Genomic DNA, 16,415 nt, shown 5'->3' on the forward strand with positions numbered 1-16,415 from the left:
TTGATTGAGAATACAAAATATGAGCTATAAACGATCATCTTTAATGCAAGAACGAATGGAACAAAATCGCAAAACGATTTTGCAGTCTGCACGTGAGTTAATTGCTGAAGGTGGATTTAAAGATGCACAGATACAAGCGATTGCTGACCGAGCAGGGGTATCAAGCGGCTTGGTCTATCGTTATTTCACCAACAAAAGCCAAGTGCTGATAGAGGTGTTAGATGACGCGATCCATGTCGAAGTTGATATTTTGAATCATATTGCAGCAGGTGAGCTTACTGCGACGCAAAAGTTACATAAAGCAGTCACGACTTTTGTCAAACGTGCAATGAATAGCCCACAACTGGCATATTCACTGATGTTTGAACCCGTTGACCCAGAGTTAGAGCATGGTCGTTTTCGTAGTAAACAATTGATCAAACAAAGCATGAAGGGAATTTTGGCTCAAGGAAAAACCACAGGTGAATTCGGTTTTGAAGATTTAAATACAGCTGCACTTTGTGTAGTGGGTGCAATGACATTTGTGGTGATTGAACCGTTAAACCCTTCAAGAAATGTGATGTTTGATGAGTCCTATAAAGATTATTTTGTGAAACAGATTGCCGATTTTTGTGTAAATGCGGTACAAAGCAAGGAGGATTAATATTTATTTAACGGTTTGAATACACATAAAATCTGTTTCGACAAGTGATCATGGAAAACAATTAGATTAGAGATTAGAAAAGCAAAATCACAAAGAATCAAGGAGTATGATTCAATGTCGCAAGTACGGTTAAGTTACGCATATGGAACAAGTCAAGAACCTTTAATTGGGATGACGATTGGTGATAAATTTGATGAAGCTTGTCAGATATATGCTGATCAGGATGCGGTGGTCAGTCTTCATCAAAATATCAGGCTCAGTTATCAAGAGCTGCAAGATCAGGTCAATGCCTTTGCCTGTAGTTTATTGCGTTTAGGGCTTAAAAAAGGTGATCGTCTTGCGATCTGGTCACCGAACTGTGTGGAATGGACAATTGCGCAGTTTGCTGCTTTTAAAGCAGGCATTGTTTTGGTCAATCTCAATCCTGCTTATAAAAAAAATGAGTTGGAATATGTATTGAATAAAGTGTCTTGTAAGGGATTAATCATTGCTTCAGTTTTTAAAAGTTCTGATTATCAGCAAATATTGACCCAAATTGCCCCTGAAATTCAGACTGCGCATGATAAAGTTTTAAATGCTGAAAAAGTGCCACATTTAAAATATGTGATTAAAATTGATGAGCAACAACATGAAGGCATTCATCGTTTTTCAGACTTGTTGAGTCCGCCTAGCAAAAAAGAACAAGCGCAATTACAAACCATTGCCCAAGATTTACAGTTTGATGAAACCATTAATATTCAATTCACTTCGGGTACAACAGGTAATCCGAAAGGGACGATGCTGACTCACAATAATATTTTAAATAATGGTTATTTTGTGGGTGAAGGGATTCATTTAACACCGCAAGATCGAGTCTGTATTTCTGTGCCATTGTTTCATTGCTTTGGTATGGTAATGGGAAATCTCGCATGTATCACCCATGGTTCAACCATGGTTTATCCATCTGCTGTGTTTAATCCATTGGCAAGTTTAAAAGCCATTGAACAAGAAAAATGTACAGCAGCTTATGGTGTACCCACCATGTTTATTGCCATGCTCGAAGAAGAAATATTTGATCAGTTTGATTTAAGTAGTTTACGTACGGGTATCATGGCAGGTAGTCCATGTCCACGTGAGATCATGCAACGTGTGATTGATCGTATGCATATGAGTGAAATTACCATTTGTTATGGTATGACTGAAACTGCACCTGTCAGTATGCAGACGTCAACCACAGACCCAATTGAGTGTCGTGTGGGTACTGTTGGACGAGTCAAACCCCACCTTGAAGTTAAAATTATTGATGAACAGGGCAAAGTTGTACCACGTGGCAAACTCGGTGAGCTTTGTGTGCGTGGCTATTCTGTGATGTTGGGGTATTGGGAAGATGAGGAAAAAACCAAAGAAGTGATTGATGTAGCAAAATGGATGCACACAGGCGATATTGCTGAAATGGATGAAGACGGTTTTGTCAAAATCAAGGGACGTATCAAAGACGTTGTGATTCGTGGTGGTGAAAACTTATTCCCGAAAGAAATCGAAGACTTCTTATATACTCATCCAGATGTCTCTGATGTGCAAGTGATTGGTCTACCTGACCCACGTTATGGTGAGGAGCTATGTGCGTGTATTATTTTACATGAGCATCATCAAGTGACAGAAGAATGCATTCGTCAGTATTGTAAGGAACATATTTCACATAATAAAGTGCCGAAATATGTGCGATTCTTTACTGAGTTTCCGATGACTGCTTCTGGAAAAGCGCAAAAATTTAAACTTCAAGAATTTATGCGCAGCGAGTTAAATTTAAAAGAAATTGCTTAAACGTTAAGTGATCCAAAGTCGCACTAAGTTCTATTTCAAGTGACATTGTTTTGGCTTAGAGCGTTTCATTTATTTTCAATAAAATAGTAATAAGACGATGGCGAAAGATTTTAATCATCCTCAAGTGGTTGATGGATATGATGATCATATTCGAAAACTGATTCCAGGTTATGAGCTGATCCATTTGCAGGTTCATGCTTTACTCAAAGCGCGCTTACCTGAGCGAGCTGAAGTTCTAGTGGTGGGCTGTGGTACAGGGCATGAACTGTGTTATTTGGCAGCTCAATTTCCACATTGGAGATTTACTGCAATTGATCCTGCTCAAAATATGCTTGAAAAAGCCAAAGCACGGCTTGAGTCTGAAAACTTAGCGACACATGTACAGTTTTTGCATAGTGATACCTCTGGGCTGAGCCATACAGCACAAAAATTTGATGCTGCATTGTCTATTTTGGTTTCACATTTTATTCCTGAAACTGAAAAAATGGTTTATTTTCAAGATATTTATCATGCTTTAAAAGATCAGGCTGTGTGTTTGAGTTATGACTTGATGCAAATTGAAAATGTACAACAATTGAAAACTTTACAGCATTTATCCGAATTGACAGGGCTTTCAGAAAAACAAAGCCAAGCCATGATTGAGCGTTTACAAGATGATTTTTGCTTAATTTCGAATCAAGCATTGCATCAGTTATTAAGGCATATAGGCTTTAAGTCTGTGGAAAACTTTGCGCAAGTTTTAAATTATTTTGGTACGTTTGCAGTGAAATAAAAAACCGAAGCAGCAACTTCGGTTTCTAATGGTTTATACCATTCTTGAAAATTAACATAATATAAGAGGTTCGTTTTTGACGGAGTCTTACATCTAAAGTTTGTATTTAGGGAATAGCCTTCGGCTCGACCTACTTTTGTTTTGGCAAAAGTAGGCAAAACCATTGTCATCCACAGAACTCGTTCACTAGCGTCAAAAAATCTAATGTTTCGCAGAAACTTTATTTATACGAAGGAGTCCTGCCTCAAACAACTGTGGATGACGTTTCCGCGTCTTAATTTATAATTAGAAGCAGAGAAAATCATTCCAAAAATACATTATAAAACTTTTATTGATTGGTATTAGTTTAAAATCGCTTAAAATTAATGCGTTGAGTTCACCGTGTACAAATGAGCAAAAGCTTTTAATAAGCGCAAAGTATCATCCGCTTGATCAATTAAAATCGTTTGATTATCAATTTGAATCAATTTTTCAGTCACAAAATAATCTAAAATATGCTTGATTTCTACACTGATTTCATCGGCTTGCCATTTTAAGAAGTACATTTTCTGTAGTTCTGGATATTGTTGTAAAGCAGCATTGAACAATTCGTCTTTACTGATTTTTTCAATTTGTGGCTCACTTTGTGCCGTTAAAATATGAGCAATCAGTGCAGGTAAGATCAAGGTATGCAGAATATTATTGCTAAAATATTTAAGCAAAGCCTCTTGTTGGTTACATACTTTAAGCCAACGTTCATTATCATGTTCAATAAATTCAACTTGTTTAAGTTTAATTGCATACTGAATAATTTCATGGTTTGAAAGTGCTGTAATTTGTATTCTTTCATCATATACATGATATTTAAGTAAATTTCTAAACTGTTCTAGTCGTAATAAAACATCACGTTCAGCCAAAGCATGTGTGGGTGCATTTAACAAAATAGTCGCAATTAAGTTTACAGGGTTAATGACTGCGGCTTTATTAATATTTTTTAAAATATCATTGGCAACTTCATTCACTGTTAATTTGACAGGATCAGGAAGTTCTTCTTCAGAGCTGACATGTCCAGGCACATGATTTTTCTCTAAAATTTCTTTGAGAAAAACAGGCTCACCAAAATTAACATGCACCATTCCAAAGACTTTTTCAATTTTTTGAATAGATTTGAGTAAACCAAATAAAGATTCAGCTTGTTTTTTCTGACCACCGAGTTCTTTAATATAAGAAGAACCTTCGATCAGTTTTTCATAACCAAAATAGGTTGGAATAAAGGCGATTGGTTTGCTGTTGCCACGCAAATGACTCTGAATGGTCATTGCCAACATGCCTTTTTTAGCAGGAAGTAACAAACCTGTACGAGAGCGTCCACCTTCAACGAAATATTCTAAGGGAGTATTACGGCTGAGTAGGCTATGCACATATTCTTTAAAAACAGCCGTATAAAGCGCATTTCCACTAAAGCTACGACGAATAAAATAAGCACCAGCACCACGCATGAGCTGACCCACAACAGGCATATTGAGATTAATTCCTGCGGCAATATGCGGTACCATCAAGCCACGTTTATAGATCACATAGGACAAGAGTAAATAGTCAATATGGCTACGGTGGCATGGTGTATAAACAATTTCATAATCTTTAGCTAGCTCACGAACGACTTCAAAATTATGTACTTGAATACCATCGTAAAGCTGAGTCCAGAGTTTAGTGAGCGCAATTTCAGCAAAACGCAAAGTAGAATAAGAAAAATCAGAAACAATCTCATCTAAATACTTTTTCGCTAAATCTTCAGCGTGTTGCACACTTATTTTTTTATGAATACTTTCAGTTAAAACAGCTTCTTTAATCACATCTGAAATTAGTAAAGTATTAATCACATTACGACGGTCAGAAATATCAGGACCTAAAATGGCTTCTTTATATTGATTAAAAGATTGGTTAAGTTGTTTAACGACATAGTGTGCTGGTGCAAAGTTTGGTGCGACTTCCAAAGCACTATTGATTAATGCGCGTAGTGAAATCGCTTGATGAAACTCAATATAATTTTCACGACCATATAAGGTGATATTTAACGCTTGCTTAATCCCTGTCGGTTTAGTCCAAGCATCTGCCATTAAAGCTTTGTACCAACTGTCTTCATTTTCGGGCGCACGTCCCCATAAAATAGTGACAGGAACAAATAAAATATCTTCTTCTGGGTGCTTTAATAAATATTCAACTAAACGTATTAATTTATCTGGATAATAAGCAGATGCATTGGTTTTAGAGGCTTCCAATACTAAAAAAGAATCGTCTTCTTGGTGTTCTTTGAGCTTTAGTGTAGAAAAAGCCGAATGTAAGCCGCGTTTCTCTGTTTCATTATCAATCAGAACTTTATTTGAAGTAGAATTGTCTTGAATGACATAGCAAATTGGAAGTTGTTTCGCATTTTGTTCTTTTATTGTATTTTCAAGTGCTTGAGTATCACCAAGAACTTGTGGGCTGACAATTTTATCTAAAACTTTCTTGGTAAATTGACGATAAAATTTTTGATAAGCATTGTTTGCCATGTGTATCTCAATACTATTTTTAATGTGGTCTATTATGGGCTAAATTTATGAAAAATGTATAAGACTATTTGGATATTCCTGCAACAAACTCAACTAAAATTTAACGAAATGTAGCTAAATTACGCATTTTTAAGACCACAAAAATATATTCAATTGAAAAAACACTTTTCTGGTCAAATCGCATGATTCGTCTGCGTCACTTTAACCTTACACATTTTTTATCAATAAATCTCTGTGTTGAATGTCAACGTGACAATAAAAGACGATATGATAGTTAAATATGCAATCATTTTAAAATTAAGGAAATTTTATGACAACTGATGCTAACTTTCCAAAAACAGAAAATTTAGGCATTGCCGTTTATAGTAACAATGCAGATGCGGTAGGAAATACGCCTTTGGTTCGTATCAATCGTTTGATTTCAGGTGCTGCTACTGTTTTGGCAAAAGTAGAAAGCCGTAATCCTGCATTTTCAGTCAAAGATCGAATTGGTGCAGCACTTATTGCAGATGCAGAAAAAAAAGGTTTACTCAAAGCAGGTATGCATATTGTAGAGCCAACCAGTGGTAATACAGGAATTGCATTAGCCTTTGTTGCAGCCGCAAAAGGTTATGACATTACCTTAACGATGCCTGCAAGTATGAGTATCGAGCGCCGTAAAGTACTGAAAGCATTAGGTGCAAATCTAGTCCTCACTGAACCTGCAAAAGGCATGAAAGGTGCTATTGATGAAGCTGTACGTTTAGTGACAGAACATCCTGAACAATATTATTTGCCACAACAATTTGAAAATCCTGCAAATCCTGAAATTCATGAAAAAACGACAGGACCTGAAATTTTTGCAGCAACGGGTGGTAAAGTTGATATTTTAGTGGCAGGTGTGGGGACTGGTGGAACCATTACAGGTATTTCACGTTATTTTGAGCAAGTGAAAAATCAACCGATTTACTCTGTTGCTGTTGAACCAGCAGACTCGCCTATTATCGGTCAAGCAAAACGCGGAGAAGCATTAACACCTGGACCACATAAAATTCAGGGGATTGGTGCAAACTTTATTCCTAAAAACTTAGACTTAGACTTAGTCGATGAAGTTATTGCCATTGAAAATCAAGAAGCCATTGATTTTGCGCGTCAGTCAGCAACACAAGAAGGCATTTTTGTGGGAATCTCAAGTGGTGCGGCATTGGCAGCAGCAGCAAAATTGGCTGAACGTCCTGAAAATGCAGGAAAAACGATTGTTGTCATTTTACCCGATGCAGGTGAACGTTATTTATCTTCTGTACTCTTTGAAGATATTTCTGCAGATTAAATATAAAAAGAGCTTGCACCCAAGTTGTGTGCAAGCTCTCTTTAAATCACTTTAAATTATTTTGCAGCAGCAACGGAAGCTTCAGTTGTAATATTTACAGTGATTTTATCGCCAACATTCGGAACAAAGCCACCTACACCAAATGCAGAACGATCAAAAGAAGTCGTTGCATTAAAGCCGATCGACTGCGCTTTAGTCATTGGATGTTCACCTTGTTTATTTAAAACAGCATCTAAAACAACAGGTTTTGTCACATCTTTGACAGTCAAATTACTTGTGATTTTGTACTTGTTTTTACCTAAAGATTGTACTTTAGTACTTTTGAATGTGATGTTTGGATATTTTTCAGCATCAAAAAAGTCAGCTTTTTTCAAATGCTCATCCAAAGCTTTTACGTTTGTGTTTAGGCTTTCAAGAGGAATAGTCACATCAACAGAAGAGTTTGCTGGTTTGGCATTGTCAACGTTAATTGTACCTTGGATATCGCTAAAATTTGCTGATGGTGTAGAGAAACCAAAGTGATTCCATGTAAATACAGTTGCTGTATGTGTTGGATCAATCTGATAGGCAACAGGTTTTGCTACAGTGAATGTTGCAATTGAAGCAACTGCTAAACCAAGTGTTAATGCTTTAAAGTTCATCTTTTTTATCTCACATTTGAATAGGGCTAAGTCTACGTCATTTTCATTTTAATACAGCATTATGGATAAAACGATATGTTGCATGAATAGAACAATTCAAAGTATTACCTATAAAAAAGATTAAAAATAAGAGAAAATTGTTATTTTTGGCAATCATGTAGCATATTGAATATCAGCGTATTATATTGATTTTCTTGTTGTCATAAGATTCTATCTAAAATAAAACAAGAAAATTTTGATGAAATGCACTTTAAAAATATTTAAATGCCCATATAGACATTTAAGTGTATAAAGAACCTGATATACACTCTTTTTATTTATGTTGAGAATAGATTAATTTTCATGAAATTAGCACTTGTGGTATTGGTTGGTTTAATCCTCGAAATATTTGTATGGATTGGTGTCGGTGATCTAGTCGGAAGCATGTGGTATGTATTCTTCTGGTTTATTGCTGCCTTTTTCATTGGTTTGAACTTAGTCCGTGCCAATGCAGCAGGTTTAATGCCGCAGATGCAGCAAATGCAAATGGGGCAGATGAGTGCTGACCCACAATTAGCGAACAATTTACCTAAAATTTTAGCAGGAATTTTATTAATTATTCCTGGTCTGATTACAGATGTGCTTGCTATCTTAATTCTTATTCCACCTGTGCAAAAAGCTTTTAAAAACATGATGATGAAAACCATGATGAAGCGTCAGCAAGCCATGATGGAAAAAATGATGGGTGGAATGATGGGCGATATGGGCGCAGACTCAGCACAGAATCCTTTCGCAGATTTAATGCGTCAAATGCAAAATCAACAACAGGGTGGACAATATAACGACTCTTCAATTATTGATGGTGAAGCTCGTGAAATTGAACCTGAGCGTAAGCAAATTGATTTCAAAGATGTAAAAAAATAAAAAACTAAAATTTAAAAATGTCAAAAAAAGCTAGATGATGATCTAGCTTTTTTTATATGTGAGCTTTAATGCACATTAAAATAGCGAAAACACAGCGTATAATATGACATCTTTCAAGTATTTAATGCAGAGTAATATGTCATTACTATTGACGATTTGTTCTTTACATTTTATTGCACAACTCAGTCCTGGACCAGATGTTTTATTGGTTGCTAAAAGTTCAGCTTCGACTACACGACAAAATACTTTAAAAATTGTTCTGGGTATTTCTGTTGGGATTATTGTTTGGGTGGTATTAACTTTATTGGGTTTTACCGTATTAATCGAACAATGGCCTTGGATTCAACAAGTTTTAATGTTCATTGGTGGGTTTTTCTTAGCAAAAATGGGTTATGCCATGTTGAAGGGTGGAATCTTACATTTAAAACAAGAAACGTCGTTACAAGGTGTGATGTCAGAACAACCTAAAAACTATTTTATTATGGGATTGTTGACCAATTTATCTAATCCTAAAACCTTGATTTATTTTAGTAGTGTATTTTCTTTGGCTTTAAGTTCTTCGGCAAATAGTCATTTAAAATCACAATTAGCAGTGATTATTCCGATACAAACTTTTTTAGTTTTCAGTTTATTTATGCTTATCATGTCAATGCCTAAAGTAAAATCCATTTATCAAAAATCAGGCAGTTATATTGACATTGTCTCAGGTGCACTATTTCTTATTTTTGCGTTGTGGTTATGGTTGGATGCAATTCAACTTCTTTAACGTGCTGTTCACGTTTATTTTCATCGCTAAAGTCAGAAACTTGGCTCGTTTTTTTTAATCCCGAGTAACTATTTGGAATAAGTCGAGTTTCTGTATTTTCTGAGCCTTGATATTTACGACTACGATTTGCTCTTTCACGTAAACCACCTTTTTTGATCAATGTTGTCATCATGTCTTCCTCAACTTATAAATGAATATTTTAATCAATCTTATCCTTAGAGTAAAAGATTGATTGGCTTAAATGTCATTTTGCTAAAAATATCATAAATTTTTAGATGAATTTAATTGTCTGAAATTTAAGAAAAACTTTAAAAAAACTTGACTTTTTGCTGATTTATACACAAAAAATATTGTACAAATTATTTTAATTTGGTTACTTTAATCATAGTGACATTTTTAAATATTAAGATGTTCATGTTTTAGAAAAACAATAAATGTAATCGTATAGTAGGAGGATACCTATGCTATATCAATACCAATGCGCTTGTTGTAACAAGGCTGTTACTGCAAATGATAGAGAATGTTTACACTGTGGTTCACAGCATATTCGAAGTCCTTATAGTATTTGGATTTTATGTGTGCTTGCGTGTTTAGCTGTTGTTGTAACGGTTAAAATTATGCATATTTATGTGAAAAATCATTCAGAGGCACCACATCAGATGAGTTTGGTAGAGGTATTAAATAAAGAAAATTTACGCTCTGAATCTAAGTAAATATTTTGGTTTTGGCTTAGGGTTTCTTAAGGTAAATTAACCAATTAGGATAGGGAATAAAAAAGCTCGCATTTGCGAGCTTTTTTTGTTAGATCAAATAAGATCTAAAATTATAAGTTTGCAGATGCTTTTAATGCTTCAACTTTATCTGTTTTTTCCCATGTAAATGCAGTATCAGAGCCTTCACGACCAAAATGACCATACGCTGCTGTTTGCTTATACATTGGTTGAATTAAGTTCAACATACGAGTAATACCGTATGGACGTAAATCAAAATGTTCACGGACTAATTGAATAATCAATTCATCTGATACTTTGCCTGTATTAAATGTATTGATTGAGATCGAAGTTGGCTCAGCTACACCAATCGCATATGACACTTGAATTTCACATTTGTCAGCGAGACCAGCGGCAACAATATTTTTTGCAACATAACGACCTGCATAAGCAGCAGAACGGTCAACTTTAGATGGGTCTTTACCAGAGAAAGCACCACCACCATGACGCGCCATACCACCGTAGGTATCCACAATAATTTTACGACCTGTTAAACCACAGTCACCTACAGGACCACCAATGACAAATAAGCCTGTTGGGTTAATATGGAATTTAGTCTCTGCATGGAACATATCCGCAGGAATAATTTTTTTCACGATTTCTTCAATCACAGCTTCTTTTAAGTTCGCTTGTGAAATATCAGGATCGTGTTGAGTTGAAAGTACAACTGCATCTAAACGTACAGGTTTACCATTTTCATATGCAAAAGTCACTTGGCTTTTAGCATCAGGACGTAACCATGGTAATGAACCATTACGACGCAATTCTGCTTGCTTTTCCATTAAGCGATGTGCATATGAAATAGGTGCAGGCATAAGTACATCAGTTTCACGGCTTGCATAACCAAACATTAAACCTTGGTCACCAGCGCCTTGATCTTCTGGTTTTTGACGGTCTACACCTTGTGCAATTTCAGGTGATTGTTTACCAATCATGTTGATCACTGCGCACGTTGAACCATCAAAACCTAAGTCAGTATGATGATAACCAATACCTTTTACGGTATGGCGTACAACTGCTTCAAAATCAATATTGGCAGTTGTGGTAATTTCACCCGCAAGAACGACAGCACCTGTTTTTACTAACGTTTCACAGGCAACGCGTGCATATGGGTCTTCTTTTAAGATGGCATCCAAAATAGCATCGCTAATTTGGTCCGCCATTTTGTCTGGATGGCCTTCGCTTACTGATTCAGAAGTAAAAACACTGTATTCGCGCATGAAAATCCTACGGCTATTATTTTTTAGATGCGTTATGTTACATCTTGTTGCCCATAATCACTAGGCTATTATCATGAAAAAAATGAATTAGATATATAAAATAATTCATTTAACCCTATAAAAACATTCAATTTCAATATGCTAAAGTCGTTAAGCATGTCATTTTTTTTGCTTATTAAATAGCTGAATGATTAAAATTATTAATATATATCATGTATATATTTATAGATGAAGTGGGTGTGATTAAAATTTTATGTATAAATGAACATTGTGAGCTTTGAAAAAGGTGTGATTGAGGTATTTTCAGACAAAGGCTTTGAGAATGTCACTAAATAAAAAGAAAACCGAGTGAAATAGTTTAGAAAAGGAAAACTTCCTGTCATACTACAGGGTGATAAAATGGATACTTTAAAATTGAGGTAATAAACGTGATTTCAGTTGGTATTGTCGGGGGCACAGGTTATACGGGCGTTGAATTGTTGCGTCTTTTACTACGACACCCAAATGCACAGGTAAATGTACTGACTTCGCGTACTGAAGATGGTCGCCGTGTAGATGATATGTTTCCAAGTCTACGTGGGCATACTGACCTAAAATATTCAGACTTGAATATTGATGAATTAAAAAAATGTGATGTGGTCTTTTTTGCAACGCCACATGGTGTTGCGATGAAACATGCAGCCGAACTGGTGGCTGCTAACACTAAAATAATTGATTTAGCTGCTGATTTTCGTTTACAAGATTTAGTTCAATTTGAAAAATGGTATGCTTTAGAACATGCTTGCCCAGATATTTTAAAAGACTCAGTCTATGGGTTGTCTGAACTCAATCGTGACAAGATTAAACAAGCACAAGTTGTAGGTAATCCTGGCTGTTATCCAACCACAGTACAACTAGGACTTGCGCCTTTATTTAAACAGCAAGACATTTTAATTAAACCTGAAAGTATTATTATTGATGCAAAATCTGGGGTTTCTGGTGCAGGTCGTAAAGCAAGCTTAGGCATGATTTATTCTGAAAATGCAGATAACTTTAAGGCTTATGGCGTTGCAGGTCACCGTCACCATCCTGAAATTGTAGAAGCACTCGAAAATATTTCAGGTCAAAAAGGTGTATTTGATCATATCGTATTTGTGCCGCATTTAGTGCCAATGATTCGTGGTATGTTAAGCACGATTTATGTCGATTTAACAGATGCAGGCGATGCTTTAGATTTACAAAGTTTATATGAAACATTCTATGCGCATGAACAATTTGTTGATGTAATGCCTGCAAATAGTTCACCTGAAACACGCTCAGTACGCGGTGCAAATCAGTTGCGTATTGCTTTGTATAAGCCACAACCGAAAAAACTGGTTATTTTATCTGTACAAGATAACTTAGTAAAAGGTGCGGCAGGGCAAGCTGTACAAAATATGAACTTAATGTTTGGTTTTGATGAAGATGCAGGTCTACAAGGCATCGGATTATTACCATAAAAAACGCTTTTCAACTTCACACACATTTAACTTTGCGGTTAAATGTGTGGTTTGATGCAACTACTGATCAGAGATGACGATGCCAAATACACAAACAAATACCGCGTCACAGCCGAGCCCAAAGTCTAAAAAAACATTAATGAATGGCAACTTGCCACTTCTGGCAGGTGGTGTCGTTTTATGTGCAGGTAGTATGCTTTTGGGCTACACCGTTGGACATCGTCAGGGTTTAACAGTGGTCGGGTATGATGCAGATGCCGAACAACTTGTTGAAGTTGTTGAGAAGCAAAAAGCGACTTTAACAACTTTAAATAAAAGCCTAAATGCTGCGGTACAAGAGCGAGATGTTGCAGTAGGCAATACCAAAGATCTTTTTGATGCGTTAAATCAAGCGAAGTCCGATAAAGAACAAGTCGATGGTAAAAATGCTGTCTACCGAGATGTATTAAAACAGCGAGGTGGACTAAGTTTAACTGTACAAAATTTAGCAGTAAAAGCTTTACCTGAAAATGCGTATGAATATCAAATTGATTTAGTTCAAGTCAGTCCAAATAATCGTCGTGCAACAGGATCGGCTGAAATACGTTTAATTAGTGGTACAGAAGTTCTAACTGTGCCTATGGAAGATGGCAGTTATAACTTTGAAGATTTTGAACGTTTGACAGGACGTTGGACAATGCCAAAAGGTTTTAGTCCACAGTACATTGAAATACGTCTCAATGGTGCAACACCTGTCGTTAAACGTTTTAGTTGGTCTAGAGGCAAGGCAGTAGAAAGTTCAGCAGCATTTGCTTCTGAAGTTCCACAAGCTGAGGCAAATGCTCAATAACTTATGAATTTAAAATATATGCGAACCCTTAAACGTCAAATTAGTTTAAATGCGATGAAATCTTCTTTTGACCAGACTGGATATGTTGACTGGCATTTTAATCCACGTTTAAGCGAATCCCAGCAAAATGAAGACCATGAAGGGGATACTGCTGTACAAACAGCACCTCCTCAGTTGAAGCGTCCTCCAATGTATGCTGTTGTTTTATTGAACGATGATTACACGCCAATGGACTTTGTAATCGAAATTTTACAACAATACTTTGCATTGAATCTTGACCAAGCCACTCAAGTAATGTTAACAGTACATTATGAAGGAAAAGGTGAAGCTGGCGTCTATCCGCGAGACATTGCGGAAACAAAAGCTAACCAAGTAAATAATTACGCTCGGTCTCAAGGTCATCCGTTACTTTGCCAGATTGAGCCAAAAGAATAAGGGGGTTACATGCTCAGTCGTCAATTGGAAGTTTCTTTACGTTTGGCTGTTAGCATGGCTCGTCAAAAGAGACATGAGTTTCTTACGGTTGAACATTTGCTATTGGCTTTATTAGATAATGACTCTGCTGTTAATGCTTTAAAGGCATGTGGAGCAGAAATTGTCAGTCTACGTAAAGAATTAGAAGAATATGTAGAACAACATACGCCAAAACTTGGTGAAAATAGCGATCAAGCACCACATCCAACAGAGAGCTTTGATCGTATTTTGCAACGTGCGATATTCCATGTGCAATCAAGTGGTGGAGATCGTACGGTTGAGGGTGCGGATGTTCTCGTTGCAATGTATTCAGAACGTGATTCTTTTGCAGTTTACTTGCTCAAACGTCATCAAATTAATCGTTTGACTTTAACTCAATATCTATCGCATGGTGGACGTAAAGAAGAAATTCAAGTTGAAGAAGAATCTGATGATTTAGAAGGCGAATCACATGCCTCTGCAAATGCTGGACCATTAGAGCTTTATACATTGAATTTGAATGTCGAAGCACAAAAAGGCAAAACAGATCCATTGATTGGTCGTGAAAAAGAAATTGAGCGTACAGCACAAATTCTTTGTCGTCGTCGTAAAAACAATCCATTGTTAGTAGGTGATCCAGGCGTTGGTAAAACTTCTATTGCTGAAGGTTTGGCTTGGCTCATTGTGAATGGTAAAGCGCCGAAGCCGCTTGCAAATGCAGAAGTGTTTAGCTTAGATATTGGTGCTTTAGTTGCAGGAACGAAGTATCGTGGTGACTTTGAGAAACGTTTAAAACAACTTTTAAATGCTTTAAAGAAAAAGCCAGAAGCGATTTTATTTATTGATGAAATCCACATGATCATTGGTGCAGGTTCGAGTATGGGCAGTACAATGGATGCCTCGAATTTGATTAAACCTGCTTTGGCAAATGGTACTTTGCGTTGCATTGGTTCAACAACGTTCCAAGAATATCGTCAAGTCTTTGAAAAAGATCATGCTTTATCACGCCGTTTCCAAAAAATCGATGTGAATGAGCCATCTATTTCAGAAACAATTGATATTTTGCGTGGTTTAAAATCTAAATTTGAAGAATTTCATCATGTTGAATATGATGATGCTTCTTTAGTTTCAGCGGCTGAGTTATCTGCTAAGTTTATTAATGATCGTTTCTTACCTGACAAAGCCATTGATGTGATTGATGAAGCAGGTGCGCAGCGTCGTTTAAAAGCTGAAAAAGATGGTACGCTCATTACTGTTGAAAATATTGAAGATATTGTTTCAAAAATTGCACGTATTCCACCAAAAACTGTTTCTAAAGATGATAAGTCTGTACTTGAACATTTAGAGCGTGATTTAAAACGTGTGGTCTTTGGACAAGATGAAGCAATTATTGCACTTTCATCAGCGATTAAGCTCTCTCGTGCAGGGTTAAAATCTCCAGATAAACCAGTGGGTAGTTTTGTATTTGCAGGTCCAACAGGTGTAGGTAAAACAGAAGTCACCAAACAATTAGCAAAATTGTTAGGAGTTGAGTTTGTCCGTTTTGATATGTCTGAATATATGGAGCGCCATGCAGTTTCACGTTTGATTGGTGCACCTCCAGGTTATGTAGGCTATGATCAAGGTGGTTTACTCACTGATGCGATTCATAAAAACCCACACTGTGTTTTATTGCTTGATGAAATTGAAAAAGCACATCCAGATGTCTTTAATTTATTACTTCAAGTGATGGATCATGGTGCATTAACTGATAATAATGGGCGTAAGTCAGACTTCCGTAACGTGATTATTGTATTAACGACAAATATTGGTGCAGAAAGTATTTCACGTACCAGTATTGGTTTTACTGAGCAAGACAATAGTAACGACAACCAAGAAGCAATGAAACGTGCTTTTGCTCCAGAATTCCGCAATCGTTTGGATGGTGTCATTCAGTTTAAAGCACTTCCAACCACAGTGATTGGTTCTGTTGTTGATAAGTTCTTAACAGAATTACAAGCACAGCTTGATGAGAAGAAAGTTGTACTTGATGTGGATCAATCCGCTCGTGATTGGATGGCTGAAAATGGCTATGATCGTCAAATGGGTGCACGTCCAATGCAACGCCTAATTCAAGAACATTTGAAAAAACCGCTTGCGGAAATGATTCTTTTTGGTGAGCTTGCAGATCATGGTGGTAATGTTGCTGTTTCTGCGAAGAAAGAAGATGGTAAGGCAGTTGGTTTAAAACTTGAAGTTTTTGAAGATGAAACTGCTGAACCTGCCTAATTTTATTTGAAATAAAAACCCGTGTCATA

15 protein-coding genes are annotated in these 16,415 nt (G+C 36.4%); 11 read left to right on the top strand and 4 right to left on the bottom strand.

Going from position 1 to position 16,415, the window contains the following annotated elements:
• The first annotated feature begins 19 nt into the window (after positions 1–19).
• The 3 genes from HX124_RS16095 to HX124_RS16105 all read left to right on the top strand — a co-directional run bounded on the left by HX124_RS16095 (position 20) and on the right by HX124_RS16105 (position 3,218).
• Complete coding sequence (locus tag HX124_RS16095; RefSeq protein WP_286384069.1) at positions 20–643, top strand: TetR/AcrR family transcriptional regulator; 624 nt, start codon at positions 20–22, stop codon at positions 641–643.
• Between the two features lie 114 nt (positions 644–757).
• Positions 758–2,446, top strand: coding sequence for an AMP-binding protein (locus HX124_RS16100; protein WP_286384067.1), 1,689 nt, complete (start codon positions 758–760; stop codon positions 2,444–2,446).
• A 97-nt stretch (positions 2,447–2,543) separates the two neighbouring features.
• A complete protein-coding gene (locus HX124_RS16105; RefSeq protein ID WP_286384065.1) occupies positions 2,544–3,218 on the top strand; it encodes a class I SAM-dependent methyltransferase in 675 nt (224 codons plus the stop codon).
• A 362-nt stretch (positions 3,219–3,580) separates the two neighbouring features.
• On the opposite strand, the gene plsB is transcribed toward HX124_RS16105, so the two are convergent.
• Complete coding sequence (plsB, locus tag HX124_RS16110) at positions 3,581–5,749, bottom strand: glycerol-3-phosphate 1-O-acyltransferase PlsB (RefSeq protein WP_286384063.1); 2,169 nt, start codon at positions 5,747–5,749, stop codon at positions 3,581–3,583.
• Between the two features lie 310 nt (positions 5,750–6,059).
• Between plsB and cysK the strand changes: the two genes are divergently transcribed.
• Positions 6,060–7,058 carry a cysteine synthase A gene (cysK, locus tag HX124_RS16115; RefSeq protein WP_107009131.1) on the top strand — a complete coding sequence of 333 codons (999 nt, stop codon included), beginning with the start codon at positions 6,060–6,062 and terminating at the stop codon, positions 7,056–7,058.
• Between the two features lie 56 nt (positions 7,059–7,114).
• Here the strand turns inward: cysK and HX124_RS16120 are convergent, their stop codons facing one another.
• The gene (locus tag HX124_RS16120; protein WP_286384062.1) at positions 7,115–7,699 is read right to left on the bottom strand and encodes a YceI family protein; all 585 of its coding nucleotides are present in this window, start codon (positions 7,697–7,699) and stop codon (positions 7,115–7,117) included.
• A 342-nt stretch (positions 7,700–8,041) separates the two neighbouring features.
• Between HX124_RS16120 and HX124_RS16125 the strand changes: the two genes are divergently transcribed.
• Together HX124_RS16125 and HX124_RS16130 are read left to right on the top strand one after the other, a co-directional pair.
• Positions 8,042–8,602 carry an FxsA family protein gene (locus HX124_RS16125; RefSeq protein ID WP_286384061.1) on the top strand — a complete coding sequence of 187 codons (561 nt, stop codon included), beginning with the start codon at positions 8,042–8,044 and terminating at the stop codon, positions 8,600–8,602.
• 136 nt (positions 8,603–8,738) lie between these two features.
• On the top strand, positions 8,739–9,368 hold the full coding sequence (locus HX124_RS16130) for a LysE family transporter (RefSeq protein WP_107009128.1): 630 nt from the start codon (positions 8,739–8,741) through the stop codon (positions 9,366–9,368).
• Here the strand turns inward: HX124_RS16130 and HX124_RS16135 are convergent.
• Positions 9,322–9,537 (bottom strand): hypothetical protein, encoded by a 216-nt coding sequence (locus tag HX124_RS16135; protein WP_286384060.1) that lies wholly within the window; start codon positions 9,535–9,537, stop codon positions 9,322–9,324. The two genes, HX124_RS16130 and HX124_RS16135, sit on opposite strands and share 47 nt — an antisense overlap.
• A gap of 292 nt (positions 9,538–9,829) precedes the next feature.
• On the opposite strand from HX124_RS16135, the gene HX124_RS16140 reads away from it, so the two are divergent.
• Positions 9,830–10,081 carry a hypothetical protein gene (locus HX124_RS16140; protein ID WP_286377857.1) on the top strand — a complete coding sequence of 84 codons (252 nt, stop codon included), beginning with the start codon at positions 9,830–9,832 and terminating at the stop codon, positions 10,079–10,081.
• Positions 10,082–10,191: 110 nt separating this feature from the next.
• On the opposite strand, the gene metK is transcribed toward HX124_RS16140, so the two are convergent.
• Positions 10,192–11,358 carry a methionine adenosyltransferase gene (gene metK / locus HX124_RS16145; protein ID WP_286384059.1) on the bottom strand — a complete coding sequence of 389 codons (1,167 nt, stop codon included), beginning with the start codon at positions 11,356–11,358 and terminating at the stop codon, positions 10,192–10,194.
• Between the two features lie 422 nt (positions 11,359–11,780).
• On the opposite strand from metK, the gene argC reads away from it, so the two are divergent.
• From argC to clpA, 4 genes are all read left to right on the top strand, one after another.
• Positions 11,781–12,836, top strand: a complete 1,056-nt coding sequence (gene argC, locus HX124_RS16150) for an N-acetyl-gamma-glutamyl-phosphate reductase (protein WP_286384089.1) — start codon at positions 11,781–11,783, stop codon at positions 12,834–12,836.
• A 79-nt stretch (positions 12,837–12,915) separates the two neighbouring features.
• Complete coding sequence (locus HX124_RS16155; RefSeq protein ID WP_107009147.1) at positions 12,916–13,665, top strand: DUF6776 family protein; 750 nt, start codon at positions 12,916–12,918, stop codon at positions 13,663–13,665.
• A gap of 18 nt (positions 13,666–13,683) precedes the next feature.
• Positions 13,684–14,100: an ATP-dependent Clp protease adapter ClpS gene (clpS, locus tag HX124_RS16160; RefSeq protein WP_107009123.1), complete on the top strand. Its 417-nt coding sequence runs from the start codon at positions 13,684–13,686 to the stop codon at positions 14,098–14,100.
• Between the two features lie 9 nt (positions 14,101–14,109).
• Positions 14,110–16,386, top strand: coding sequence for an ATP-dependent Clp protease ATP-binding subunit ClpA (gene clpA / locus HX124_RS16165; protein ID WP_107009122.1), 2,277 nt, complete (start codon positions 14,110–14,112; stop codon positions 16,384–16,386).
• Positions 16,387–16,415 lie beyond the last annotated feature (29 nt).

This window comes from Acinetobacter sp. 226-1 (genome assembly GCF_030329325.1).
GTDB classification, from domain to species: Bacteria; Pseudomonadota; Gammaproteobacteria; order Pseudomonadales; family Moraxellaceae; genus Acinetobacter; species Acinetobacter sichuanensis.